Origin of the sequence: Acidithiobacillus sp. (genome assembly GCF_023255755.1) — a bacterium.
Lineage (GTDB): Bacteria > Pseudomonadota > Gammaproteobacteria > Acidithiobacillales > Acidithiobacillaceae > Acidithiobacillus.
The window spans coordinates 1-11,420 of sequence record NZ_JAGDVS010000139.1; the positions used below are offsets into that span (position 1 = coordinate 1).

At 53.0% G+C, this 11,420-nt stretch carries 13 protein-coding genes and 1 pseudogene; 4 read left to right on the forward strand and 10 right to left on the reverse strand.

What is annotated here, in order from left to right; genetic code table 11:
- The 10 genes from Q0C48_RS09705 to Q0C48_RS09750 all read right to left on the reverse strand — a co-directional run.
- On the reverse strand, window positions 1–247 hold a 247-nt coding region (locus Q0C48_RS09705; protein WP_291523838.1), incomplete at its 3' end, for a hypothetical protein.
- A 384-nt stretch (window positions 248–631) separates the two neighbouring features.
- The gene (locus Q0C48_RS09710) at window positions 632–784 is read right to left on the reverse strand and encodes a hypothetical protein (RefSeq protein ID WP_291523840.1); all 153 of its coding nucleotides are present in this window, start codon (window positions 782–784) and stop codon (window positions 632–634) included.
- An 866-nt stretch (window positions 785–1,650) separates the two neighbouring features.
- Complete coding sequence (locus Q0C48_RS09715; protein ID WP_291523842.1) at window positions 1,651–2,103, reverse strand: PH domain-containing protein; 453 nt, start codon at window positions 2,101–2,103, stop codon at window positions 1,651–1,653.
- Window positions 2,104–2,278: 175 nt separating this feature from the next.
- Entirely contained in the window at window positions 2,279–2,599 is a 321-nt protein-coding gene (gene iro / locus Q0C48_RS09720; protein WP_291523844.1) for an iron oxidase, read from the reverse strand.
- A gap of 86 nt (window positions 2,600–2,685) precedes the next feature.
- Entirely contained in the window at window positions 2,686–3,387 is a 702-nt protein-coding gene (locus Q0C48_RS09725) for a cytochrome c1 (protein WP_291523846.1), read from the reverse strand.
- A gap of 22 nt (window positions 3,388–3,409) precedes the next feature.
- Window positions 3,410–4,624 carry a cytochrome bc complex cytochrome b subunit gene (locus Q0C48_RS09730; RefSeq protein WP_291523848.1) on the reverse strand — a complete coding sequence of 405 codons (1,215 nt, stop codon included), beginning with the start codon at window positions 4,622–4,624 and terminating at the stop codon, window positions 3,410–3,412.
- Window positions 4,625–4,651: 27 nt separating this feature from the next.
- The gene (petA, locus tag Q0C48_RS09735; RefSeq protein ID WP_291523852.1) at window positions 4,652–5,272 is read right to left on the reverse strand and encodes a ubiquinol-cytochrome c reductase iron-sulfur subunit; all 621 of its coding nucleotides are present in this window, start codon (window positions 5,270–5,272) and stop codon (window positions 4,652–4,654) included.
- Window positions 5,273–5,302: 30 nt separating this feature from the next.
- Window positions 5,303–6,112, reverse strand: a complete 810-nt coding sequence (locus Q0C48_RS09740) for an SDR family NAD(P)-dependent oxidoreductase (RefSeq protein ID WP_291523854.1) — start codon at window positions 6,110–6,112, stop codon at window positions 5,303–5,305.
- 5 nt (window positions 6,113–6,117) lie between these two features.
- Window positions 6,118–6,753 (reverse strand): c-type cytochrome, encoded by a 636-nt coding sequence (locus Q0C48_RS09745; RefSeq protein WP_291523856.1) that lies wholly within the window; start codon window positions 6,751–6,753, stop codon window positions 6,118–6,120.
- A 542-nt stretch (window positions 6,754–7,295) separates the two neighbouring features.
- Window positions 7,296–8,477 carry a nitronate monooxygenase family protein gene (locus tag Q0C48_RS09750; protein ID WP_291523858.1) on the reverse strand — a complete coding sequence of 394 codons (1,182 nt, stop codon included), beginning with the start codon at window positions 8,475–8,477 and terminating at the stop codon, window positions 7,296–7,298.
- A gap of 248 nt (window positions 8,478–8,725) precedes the next feature.
- Between Q0C48_RS09750 and Q0C48_RS09755 the strand changes: the two genes are divergently transcribed.
- The 4 genes and pseudogenes from Q0C48_RS09755 to Q0C48_RS09770 all read left to right on the forward strand — a co-directional run bounded on the left by Q0C48_RS09755 (window position 8,726) and on the right by Q0C48_RS09770 (window position 11,406).
- A complete protein-coding gene (locus tag Q0C48_RS09755; protein ID WP_291523859.1) occupies window positions 8,726–9,247 on the forward strand; it encodes an SCP2 sterol-binding domain-containing protein in 522 nt (173 codons plus the stop codon).
- Window positions 9,248–9,387: 140 nt separating this feature from the next.
- Window positions 9,388–10,398: pseudogene (locus Q0C48_RS09760) on the forward strand (peptidase U32 family protein).
- A 248-nt stretch (window positions 10,399–10,646) separates the two neighbouring features.
- Window positions 10,647–11,114 carry a U32 family peptidase gene (locus tag Q0C48_RS09765; protein ID WP_291523861.1) on the forward strand — a complete coding sequence of 156 codons (468 nt, stop codon included), beginning with the start codon at window positions 10,647–10,649 and terminating at the stop codon, window positions 11,112–11,114.
- Between the two features lie 13 nt (window positions 11,115–11,127).
- Window positions 11,128–11,406: a hypothetical protein gene (locus Q0C48_RS09770; RefSeq protein WP_291523863.1), complete on the forward strand. Its 279-nt coding sequence runs from the start codon at window positions 11,128–11,130 to the stop codon at window positions 11,404–11,406.
- The last annotated feature ends 14 nt before the right edge of the window (window positions 11,407–11,420 follow it).

The following is an 11,420-nucleotide window of genomic DNA, read 5'->3' on the forward strand; positions in this document are numbered from 1 at the left end:
GAGGGGGTTCGGGAAGGTCTGGAGTGGGCACCTGCGGCAAATGGGCGTCGCCCACGGGGGTCGGTCCGTGCGGCGCTTCTTGCAGAAGGGCCTCGCCGTCTATGGCGGGTGTGGTTCCTACCAGCGTAGCGGTGTTGAATTGAGCATGTGGCCCATACTTCGGAGCTTGCCCGGCCCGGGGTTTGGCCGCGCTTCTTTTTGCCCGCTTTTGTTTAGCCAGGCGGCGCACCTTGGAAGCGGTGCTCATGCCGCGCCGCCTTGCGACCGCTTCGGGGTCTGCGTGGCGATTCTGGGGCGCCCCCTGGGGCGCTTGGCTATAGGAGATTGCTGAGCAGGTACAGGCGGTTGTGGGGGTTCACAGGCAATAATCTGCCGGATCATCTCGGCGGTGAAGCGGAGACCAACGCCCGTTTTTAGTGGTCTCGGGAACCGTCCCGTGGAAACACCGTTGTAGATCGTCTGTGAGGCACAGGATAAAAGTTTGGCTACGTCATTGTATCTGTAGTGCCGAAGATCAGCATCTGAGGATAGGGCAGAGGGTTGAGTGACGCTTTGTGGTTCGTGTGGCTGCGGACCAAGGGGGTGCTTTTTCATGCGCCGCCCCCGACATATTCAGGGGTAAGGCTAAGGCTTACTCGGTGAGGTGGTTCCCCGTCGCCACCACCGTCTCCATCATCGCTGCTGGCCCGTGTCCTTGCTGCTTTCCGAGCAGGCCGGCGGCTGGCGTGACCTTGACGGCCTGCGGCACCGGGAGTTCGGTGGACCAAACGATGCACCGCAACAAACCTATGAAGCACTGCTGTAACCGCCCTGCGCTTGGCTGAGATCGCCCGCCCCGAAGGCTGATAGCCCGTGCCGAAAAATTCGTCAACGAAACCCGTTGTGATTAGGCGTGGAAGTTCTCTAATGAAAACTGCCATCAAGCCGAGAAACCAATGCGGGTTTTTGGAGCCATTGGAATGCAGTGCTGTTGATGTTGTCATGATGCCCACCACCGATTCGTTCTTCGCCCCAACATGATTGCCCACCACCGAGAGGGCGAAGAAGTTTTCGGTAGAGGGCGACCCTTAAGATACTACAGCCGCGAAAAAGTTCAAGCCTTTTTGGCACAATATGTAGTGGCTTACCTATTATGCAACCACAGGTTACTGTGGTGCAGCGCTGCATTCTGCGCTGCAATTACGCTGCACCTGCGCGCGGGAATAAGGCGTAAATCCAAGTAGCAGTAAGTAAATATAGTTTGTATATACTTGTTTAAAAACATATTATAAAAACGCTTGTGATTCAAAAAGGGGGGATTTGTGAAGTTTTCGGCCTCCGAAGCCGAAGGTCACTGGTTCGACTCCAGTACTGCGCACCAGTTCCCCCAAAGGTCAGGGATCGTATTCTCGGGCCTTTTCCATGCCAAAAGCCGGACAGGCCCATGTTATCGCCGCCTTCCGGAAGAATACATCTCCCGAAGTTTCTGATCTCCATGAAGATGGAGAATATTCCGGTGCCGTTCCATAGAAACAAAACGGAAAACTGGGAAGTGCCATATATCCATAACCATTCGACGAAAATGACCAGCACCGAATAAACTAACAGATATGGGTTTCCAGGGACCCGTTCTTATCGTCCGCAGATCCGCTTTGATGGTTCTAGAAAACATCACGATAGTCCGATGGAGTTTTTAATGGCACCCAGTGCAATTTGAGGATCCTTTATATACTGCAACCGGATACCAAGATCATCTCCGAGAATAATTATCGAGCCATATTTTAGTTTTGATCCAAGCCAACTCTGACCAATCCCTATATGGCGAATGGCCGAAGCGGGTATGATGGCGCTTGTCGGACGAATCAGTCCGTATCTGACAATCAATTTGTCATTGTCTGCCGCACAGCTCGTGGTAAACGTCAGGGTAGCCATGTTGGCGACATCAATAAATGCCAAAACGATGAACACCGCGCCGATTACTATGAAGAATCCCGTGCCGAGAGACAAAAACGGAAAGCTGCAGATAAATATAATCAGCGATCCAATATATGCCGACTGGGCGACTGTAACATCCGCCAACACCATGGCGGGGTTTGATTTCAGGTCATATTGCTGCCCGGACATGCTCGACTCCAGTATCCAGTTGGATGATCACAGGGTACCACCAGCATCTGCTGCAACCTGACGATTTGCCGGATTTCTGTGGGCAACGAAGCCGCAGCATACGTGGTACGGTAAAAAATAAAAGCTCCCCTTTCGAAGAAGGGGAGAAGCAGGAGGAACACACGGACAAATGTGACTATGCGGGCATCGGGGTGAACGCGATGCAATATCCGTCAGGCGCGACGGGTCCGGCTACCACTTTACAGCACTTCGGCGCAATAAAATTGGCACAAGCAGAGCATTGCTCTTTCCCCTTGGGATGCGGCTGATATTGCACCTCGGCCTTTGGCGTGGTTCCTGGGCAGTTGCCGGCAGCATGGGCCGCGCCGATGGGATTTACCCCGACCACCGTGCCGGCAGCCACGATGCCAGCGGTAATGGCGATGCCTTTCAGCATGTCACGACGGCTTATATTCCCGGCTTTTGAACTTTCGGTTTCCTTCAGTTTCTCATTCATGATATCGCTCCTTCAGATTAACGGTTTTACAGCCTGCCTCACCACGATCGGTGGGATACCGTCTCATGTATCCAAACAACCTTTCATCATTTTACCTCCTTCCAGTATTCCTTTTTGAGGAAATAGGCCACTATGGTAAAAAATGCCAGCAGACCGAGCACCCAGGGCCCCTTGTCGTGTCGTTGCACGACGGATGGGTCCGACACGAATCTTAAGAACGCGACGATATCCGTGACCTGTTCCTTGAATTTCTGGGGAGACTCGTCCCCCGCACGAAGCAGCTTTCCATGTTCATTTACGATCCCGCCATACGGGGCAAGCACGTCTGGCATAGCTACATTGGGAAATACATGGTTATTCCACCCGGACGGGCGCTTGGGATCGCGGTAAAAGGAGAGCAAATAAGTGTATATCCAGTCCTGACTCTTATACCGGACCATCTGGCTGAGATCAGGCGGGGGAAGCCCGAACCATTTATGCGCCATGCCGGTCGGCATGGCGGATATCATGTTATCCTTGAATGTCGATCCCGTCGGTAACATGACATATTTATGTACGTCTGATTTTGACATGCCTAGATCATGGGTTAAAAACTCATAACGCATAAATTTTATTGAGTGACACGCCATACAGTTGGTTGCAAACAACCTTGCGCCGCTGATGATGGTCTTTGCATTATAAGTATAATGCGGCGTCAATAATTGTGGCCCATTGTCCGCAAATGCACCAGATGCGCTGCCAGCAAGCAGTCCCAGGGCCATACCTGCCCACACCACATACCTTTTCATAACTCCTCCTCTCTGCCCAAACTCAGTGGGCATGGAAACGGACGCGCGCCGGCGGTGTCCGGGTCGGTTCGAATTTGCTCACGAATGGCAGCAAAATGAAGAACGCCACATAGATGAATGCCCCCAGTCTTTCCATGAAAAAATACTTCGGCAGCGGGGGTTGCTCTCCTAGATAGGCAAGCACAAAGAAGTTAATGAAAAATATGAGAAGCATGATACGGGTGATCGGACGATATCGCGTCGATTTCACCGGATTCCTGTCGAGCCATGGGAGCACGAACGGGATCAGCACCGCGAACACCATTAATATGATGCCCGCATTCTTATTGGGAATGGATCTCAGCATCGCGTAAAAAGGTGATAAATACCACGGCGGCGTAACATCCGGTAGGCTTTTAAGCGGATTCGCGGGCGTCGACATGGTACGTTCAAGAAAAATATGATGAAATGTCGGTGCATAGAAGATGATCGCGCCAAAGATGATCAGCCACACACCGAATCCAAACAAGTCCTTAACGGAGTAGTAGGGATGAAATGGAATGCCATCCACGGGGTGGCCATCCGGCCCTTTGTTAGCCTTGATCTCAATGCCATCGGGGTTGTTGGAGCCGACTTTATGGAGATAAAGGATGTGGAAAACGATCAGCCCGACAATGACCAGAAATACCAATGTAACGTGCAGGGCCATAAACCGCCCCAGCGTGTCGCCACTCATGCCAGGACCACCACGTACCAGGGTGGTAACCCAGCCACCGATAAACGGAATGGACTTCAATAAAGAGGTGATCACCGTACCGGCCCAGTAGGAGAGGTTCGAATAAGGCAACACATATCCGAAGAATGCCTCCGCCATGAACGCCAAATAGGTCGTATAGCCAATGATCCAGACGAGTTCCCGTGGTGATCGGTAGGAGCCATACAGCATGCCCCGCGCCATATGCACATACAGCAGCACGAATATCAGCGACACGCCATCCACGTGCATATACTGCATGAGCCAGCCATAATGCACGTCGTACATGATGCCGTAAACAGAGTCGTATGCACCTTCAGCGGTAGGTATGTAGTGCGCTAGCACCAGAAATCCGGACAGGAACTGCAGCACCACCATCAGTAAAAGTAACGACCCGGCGTAGTAGAAAATATTGAAGTTCTTTGGCGCATAGTATTCAGCCATGTGCTCGCGCCACATCTCCGGCAGCGGAGAACGTTTGACAAACCACTCTTTGAAACTCATATCAGCCTCCTTTCTCGGCTACCACACTCAGCACAAATGGGCGAGCGGGTACATTTTGGTGACAACGACGGTTTTTTTGGCCACATCGATGTCATATTCGGGAACTGCCATATTGTGGGGGGCAGGTGACCCTTTGATTACGCGTGCCGAAAGATCGTACATCGAGCCATGGCAGGGGCAGTGAAATCCGCCGAGCCACCACGGAGCGACACTGGCTTTTTTGGGCCGGTAATGCGGTATGCAACACAGGTGGTTGCATATTTTTATACCAACATACCATTCCGGAACGCGCGACCGGTACTTGTTCTTGCAATAGGGTGGTTGCTGCGGCACATTGCAATTGGGATCCTTCAATATGCCCTTTTGCTCTGATTCATCTAGGGTGGCCAGCATCTCCGGCGTTCTGTTTACTACAATTACCGGTTTCTCCTGCCACAGCGCCACCATTTGCATGCCAGGCTCGATAGGGTTCAGATCGATGGTGGTGGTGGCTAATGCCGCGGCGGCGGCTGTTGGGTCCAATGATTTCACCATGGGTACCGCGATGGTGCCTGCCACCGCCGCGCCGGACACCGTTACCAGCGCCGTCAGAAAGCGGCGGCGTGTTACATTTGGAGCATGTTTGCTGTCTTGCCTTTCGTCTGACATGATATCGATTCCTGTCTGTTGTTTGATGGACTACACCGTAGAACTTGCCAAATCTTTTTCAGTTCTGTCATCCAGATCGGGATTGATAAAATTCTGGGCATAAAATAACTCGCCGTTATGACACAGAACGTCACAATCCATTAATTTGGTATAGATGCTAGTGATGGCTTCAGGTGGGGTATATCGCTTCATCGGCATGCCGGGATGCGTCAGCAGACGCAGCCCTGTTCTGCACGGACCTGGGTCTACGATATTCACCCGGATAAGCGTATTGGCATACTCTATCGCCCACATGCGGGCCATATGTAATATGGCGGCTTTGCTCACACCGTAGGCGCCCCAATAGCCTTTAGGTTTTGCGCCGGACTCGTCCGTCGTGAAAATAATGGATGCGTACGACGCCTCTTTCAGTAACGGGAGGCACTGCTGCGTCACCAACAGCGGGGACTTTACGTTGACCTGGAATACATGGTCCCATAATGCCCCTTCATAGTTCTCCAGAGGTGTTAGCATCCCGAGTTCTGCGGCGTTATGCACTATACCGTTCAGTTGTTTGAACTCGCTGGAAATAGCGGCGCCCACGGTTTTGAACGCGTCGCTTGCCGGGTTGGCCAGGTCTACCACGAGAATCGCCGGTTCGGAATAGCCATAATCGGTGATTTCATCGTAGACGCCTTCCAGATTACGCTTCGTCCTGCCTAACAGAATGACCGTAGCGCCTTGACGGGCATACTCGATGGCCACCGCCTTGCCGATACCATCCCCTGCACCCGTCACAAGTATGGTTTTCCCGTCCAGGGTGCCGTCGCCTTTCGCTTTGGTATAACCGCTCTCCATCATGGCGCTCACCGAGACCTTATGTAAGCGGCTAATGCCGTGATTTGCGTAGAGTTCAGCCTGGAGGCCACATATTGCATGATGCCCTTGTGGGTGGCGACCCGCTGTCCGGATTTGAAATACGTCAGTTGATTGATCACATAAGTGCGTTTTTGTCCCGCCAGCCTGGGGAAATAAGGAGGCAGACCGGCCAGTGTTGCACCATGGCAGGCCATGCAGGCCGGCATGTGTTTGTCGGGCAGGCCACCAAAGTACAGCTTTTTCCCTTCGGCCACGAGTTTGGGGTCATAAACATGCCCCGATGCGGGCTTCTGTGCCGAAAAGTAGTCGGCGACCTGCTGTATCTGCGCCGCTGTCAGTGGAGCCACCATCCCCCACATGATGGGTGATTGCGGATCCGACCGTGTGTGGGTTTTAAAATGATCGAGCTGCCGCAAAAGGTAGGGCCGCCATTGCCCCGCTAGGTTCGGGAACATGCCCCCGTCAGCCGCTATGCCCTGCATGCCATGACAGGCCATGCAGGTGGACTGCACAACCGTGGGAATACCGCTCGCGGTGACGGACGCTGTCGCCGCAGTAACACTGACAGCACTGACCGTGGAGACCGTTTCAGCGAGAGTGGAGCCATAGGCCGCCGAAGCCATGACTATTGTCATTGATAATAGTGGAGTAATGAATAAAAGTGGTTTTTTTGGTAGCATATGTGGCACCTTGATTGTTAGGGCTGGCAACTATCAAATTCATCTTGCCGTTTTTTGATAGTTATAGGCCGGTTATAAACAAAACCCCGTCTTTGAAATAAACTGGCTTCATTGTTATATATAGACGTTATCCGCCAGTATTCCATTCACATTTTTTTGTGGGCCCATAGGTATGTTTTGCTGGCCCAGAAGAAAGAAACGCAACAACTCCTTTTTCAAATGTGTCTGCGCGCGGAACTCCGTAAATCTGTTGCCAATTTCGTCCGGCACGCAGCGCACCAGTTCTTATACGTCAACACTGAAACACAAAAGGTTTTCCACACGCCCCGATCGGAAAAAACAAATCAGTGACATAGAAAAAACTTCAGATTTCGGACGGCGCTTTTCTGGTGTGTTAGAATTCACCAACCTGTTGATTAACTAATGAATGCTCACAAAAAAAGCCACGGCAGCCGCGCTGGTCCGATTTTGACAGCGCTGTAAGATCATACAGCCAGCCTGGGTATGCACTCCTCCATGGATGTCTGTGCGGTTTCACCCAGCAGTGACGCCAAAAGTTCGCGAACGCCTCTGATCTTCTGTCCGAAGGGTAACTGTCCTGCGCCCCGAAAAAACAGCCCATGCTCTACATCACCGCGCTGCGCAGCAGCAAGCTGCGCCTCTATGCAGAATTGTCCGGAAGATGAATGGCCATCCTTGAAACCGCAGTGAACCAGGCACTCCGTCTGGCTGGGGCATTGAGAACGATCCGGACTGGCACAGGCGCGCAGCCTCCCCTCGCGTCCCAGGTAGCGGCGCAACCAGGGGGTAAGCACCGCGCGCGCTGGTAATCCTGCCGAACTCATGAATGTCACGAGGTCGTTAGGTGTCGCATCCGCCAGGACACGCTTGAAATTGATGTGCGCATCGCCCTCGCTGGTTACAGCGAAGGGTGTGCCCAACTGAACTCCGCTCCCGCCAAGGGAAAATATCTCCCGCATTTTCTGAAAGGAAGATATCCCTCCGGCGGCGATGAGCGGAATCTGATCGGATTTCAAGCCCAATTCTTCCCACAGCTTGCGGATCGCCGGTAGGACAATGGCAAAACCATACCGAGGATCGGAAACATCCTCTAACCGGGTAGCTCCCAGATGACCGCCCGCGAATTGCGGATTCTCGATGATGATGGCGTCCGGAAGGCGCTTCTGGCGTATCCAGCGGCGCACCACCACCTGCACGCCGCGTGCTTCGGAAAGGATCGGGATCAAGGCGACTTTGGGGAATTCCGCCGCCAGTGTGGGCAGGTCCATGGGCAGACCCGCGCCCACGATTACCGCGTTGACCCCACTCCTGATGGCTTGAAGCACATGCTCCCGATAGCCGGAAATAGCATGCATGACGTTGACGGCAATAAATCCCTCTTTGCCGGCAATCCGCCGCGCCTCCTGAATCTCCCGATCTAATGCGGTCAGATTTGCCCGGGCTGAGGCTGCCGGGTCTCTCAGGCGCCGCAGGTGCCGCATCAGGTCGTCGTGCAAGCGGCGCAACTCCACGCTCGCAATTGTTCCGACAGCCCCTTCCGCGGCCACCGCTCCGGCTAAACTGTGCGCTGAAATACCAATACCCATACCCCCCTGTATCACTGGGAGCAGGGTCCGCCCTTTAATCTTCAGGTATGGCAAGTCCATCTCAACCGCCTCGTTTGCGCCCCGTGGGCGTGCATATTACAAATACGTTAACATCCGTTTATTGTTTTGTACGATGAAGGTTTAGCGCTTTTTAATCTGAATGTCAACAGGGCAATTGAGCATCCCAATAGCGCGCAACAACTGATAAAGGAGAGGTGGGGAAGGGGAGGGCTGTCTTAGCTTGCCGCGCTATTCCCTCCTGGCAATAATGCCGGGGTTTCCAACAAAAATTAATAATGACAACATTCATGGAGCTTGGGTATGCGCTAACGCGCCATTTTATCGCCACAACAACTATTTTTATGGATCCGGTGTTCACGGCTATTTTCGTGGGCATGGCTAACCGGGTTCTGGCGAAGCATCAACCGGATCTCTTTCAGATAGAGGGGCGGCGCGTTGTGATCGAGGTGTCCGACCTCGGAAAATCAATACGCATAATAATAAGGCTGGGAAGGATTGCCCCAACCCAGGTCGGACCGGTCGATTTGCGCATTGCAGGCACTGCTAGGGATTTTTGCCGCCTCGCACTGCGCTTCGACGATCCGGATACCCTCTTTTTCGCGCGTCGCCTGGTGTTGGAAGGAGAAACGTCCATTGGACTCCACCTTAAGAATATATTGGATTCCATAGACCTGGACTGGCTCGTCCCGGTCAGCTGCCTACCGGCCCCATTGGGTCCGCAAATAAGGCAGACCATCGACCGCGCCATTCGTAGAACCCATGCCGACAGGCGCCTGCACAACATGCTTGATCGTGCTCTGCAACCCTGAGCGGATACATATACCAGATGATTCAACGGCCTCCACCAATACTTTTCGATCCGCAACGCGCCGCCATTTCGACGAGCGTGACCGTATGCCCGACATCCGGAAAGTATCTCATCCAGTGGGTTTATCAGAAATGATTTCATATGAATGACCGTAAACCGGAATTGGTTTGCCCGGCAGGCGGATTGCCTGCCTTGAAAGCTGCTGTTGATAACGGCGCAGATGCTGTATATGTGGGCTTCCGCGACGATACTAATGCGCGCAATTTCTCCGGGCTTAACTTTGGTCCAGAAGATACCGCTCGCGGTATAGAATATGCGCATCGCGCCGGCAAAAAAGCTCTTCTGGCTATCAATACCTATCCACAGGCGCATAACTGGTCTGTCTGGACCACCGCGGTGGATCGTGCAGCGGTGCTTGGGATAGATGCCGTGATCATGGCTGACCCGGGATTGCTGCGTTATGCCGCAAGTCACCACCCCGACCTGCGTTTGCATCTTTCCGTGCAGGCGTCTGCTACCACTTATAAGGCCCTGGAGTTCTACCACCAGCAATTTGGCATTCAACGAGCCGTTCTGCCCAGGGTTCTGTCCTTACAACAGCTTTGGCATACCATAGTCAACAGCCCGGTAGAAATCGAAGTATTTGGTTATGGAAGCCTATGCGTTATGGTAGAAGGCCGTTGTGCTTTGTCATCCTACATTACCGGCCGATCCCCTAACGCCAGCGGGGGTTGTTCACCAGCAGAGTCGGTACGCTGGGAAGAGACAGCCCTGGGCCGCGAGTCTCGCCTGAATGGCGTATTGATTGACCGTCACGGCCTTAATGAGGCGGCTGGTTATCCCACCTTGTGCAAGGGTCGCTACTATACCGACGCGCAGCCATATTAGGTTATTGAATAACCTACTAGGCTGAATGTATTCGATATTATGGCGGACTTATTCCGCCACGACATAGCCGCTATCAAGGTGGAGGGCCGCCAGCGAAGTCCGGCCTACGTCGCATCCGTCGCGCGCGTCCTGCGCGAGGCCTTAGATACCTGCGCTTGGGATCCCGAGCGATATTTGGTAAGAACCCAGTGGACTGCGGTTCTGGACCGTCTTTCCGAAGGCCAGACCCATACTCTTGGGGCCTATCACCGGCCCTGGCATTGAGGCCGTTGCTATACACACCGCGCATGGCGTGTTTTGCGATAACCTGTCGTTCTTGCACGGATTCCGCGATACATGGTCATAGATATTTATTCAATAAGATAGCATCCTCAAAAAGGAGATGCGGGAGATGAAGATCTCATTAGGCCCGATTTACTACTACTGATCCAAGGAAAACATAGAGCAATTTTACCGGTCTGCAGAATCGCCCTTGCCCGACTGACCTGGGGGCAACGCGATGGGTTCCCCCGGTGGAACTGGCAGTCACGACCATCGTCATGTTACAAAACACGCGACCCGAGGCAATGGAAACCGAAGTGTTCGCGCATGGTCACCTGCCGCTGTCGTTTTCGGCCCGCTGTTTCACTGCCCAGGCAGATAATGTCGGTAAGGACGAATGTGAACAACGCTGCATAGGCGATTCGGAGGGGCGTGCACTATTCACCCAGGAGCATGAACGCCTGTTTACAATAAATGGCATTCAGCTTCAATCCGGTATTCCATGTAACCTCTTAAATGAGATGGCGTCCATGTCAGCAATGGGCATAGATATTGTACGCATATCCCCGCAACTTACGGCCACAAAGTCGGTCATACAGGTATTTCATGCCGCGTTAAATGGGAAATACATCTCCCCGGAAGGATACGACCCACCCGTCTGTAACGGCTATTGGTATGGTGAACCGGGTATGAAATTCATGTCTGTACAGGGCGACTGAAAAAGGAGGCGTTATGGACCAATTGTTATGGGGAGATAGCGGGCTTCACGATGCCGCAGGTAACATTATCCTTGATTCGCATCAGATTATCGTTACTCGCGTGGATTCGTTACCATTGCTGCGATTTTATGGAAGCATCCGCGCGGTGGCCCTGAGAGCCTACGAGGATAATGACTTTGCGGTGCGGGCAGCATATTGCCAAGCTGAGTCCATACCGGTTATCCGTCGCCTGACGGGGGGTGGAACATCCTATGGGAAGTTCGAAAAACTCCCCATTTCCAGTAAAATGTAGGGAGCCGATTGGAA

Excerpts from the sequence above, each read along its gene's own strand:
- Q0C48_RS09750 (WP_291523858.1), bottom strand. The coding sequence starts at position 8,477 with ATGGACTTGCCATACCTGAAGATTAAAGGGCGGACCCTGCTCCCAGTG.
- Q0C48_RS09725 (WP_291523846.1), bottom strand. The coding sequence starts at position 3,387 with ATGAAAAGGTATGTGGTGTGGGCAGGTATGGCCCTGGGACTGCTTGCT.
- Q0C48_RS09715 (WP_291523842.1), bottom strand. The coding sequence starts at position 2,103 with ATGTCCGGGCAGCAATATGACCTGAAATCAAACCCCGCCATGGTGTTG.
- petA (WP_291523852.1), bottom strand. The coding sequence starts at position 5,272 with ATGTCAGACGAAAGGCAAGACAGCAAACATGCTCCAAATGTAACACGC.
- Q0C48_RS09730 (WP_291523848.1), bottom strand. The coding sequence starts at position 4,624 with ATGAGTTTCAAAGAGTGGTTTGTCAAACGTTCTCCGCTGCCGGAGATG.
- Q0C48_RS09740 (WP_291523854.1), bottom strand. The coding sequence starts at position 6,112 with ATGATGGAGAGCGGTTATACCAAAGCGAAAGGCGACGGCACCCTGGAC.
- Q0C48_RS09745 (WP_291523856.1), bottom strand. The coding sequence starts at position 6,753 with ATGGCTTCGGCGGCCTATGGCTCCACTCTCGCTGAAACGGTCTCCACG.
- iro (WP_291523844.1), bottom strand. The coding sequence starts at position 2,599 with ATGAATGAGAAACTGAAGGAAACCGAAAGTTCAAAAGCCGGGAATATA.
- Q0C48_RS09755 (WP_291523859.1), top strand. The coding sequence starts at position 8,726 with ATGGAGCTTGGGTATGCGCTAACGCGCCATTTTATCGCCACAACAACT.
- Q0C48_RS09770 (WP_291523863.1), top strand. The coding sequence starts at position 11,128 with ATGGACCAATTGTTATGGGGAGATAGCGGGCTTCACGATGCCGCAGGT.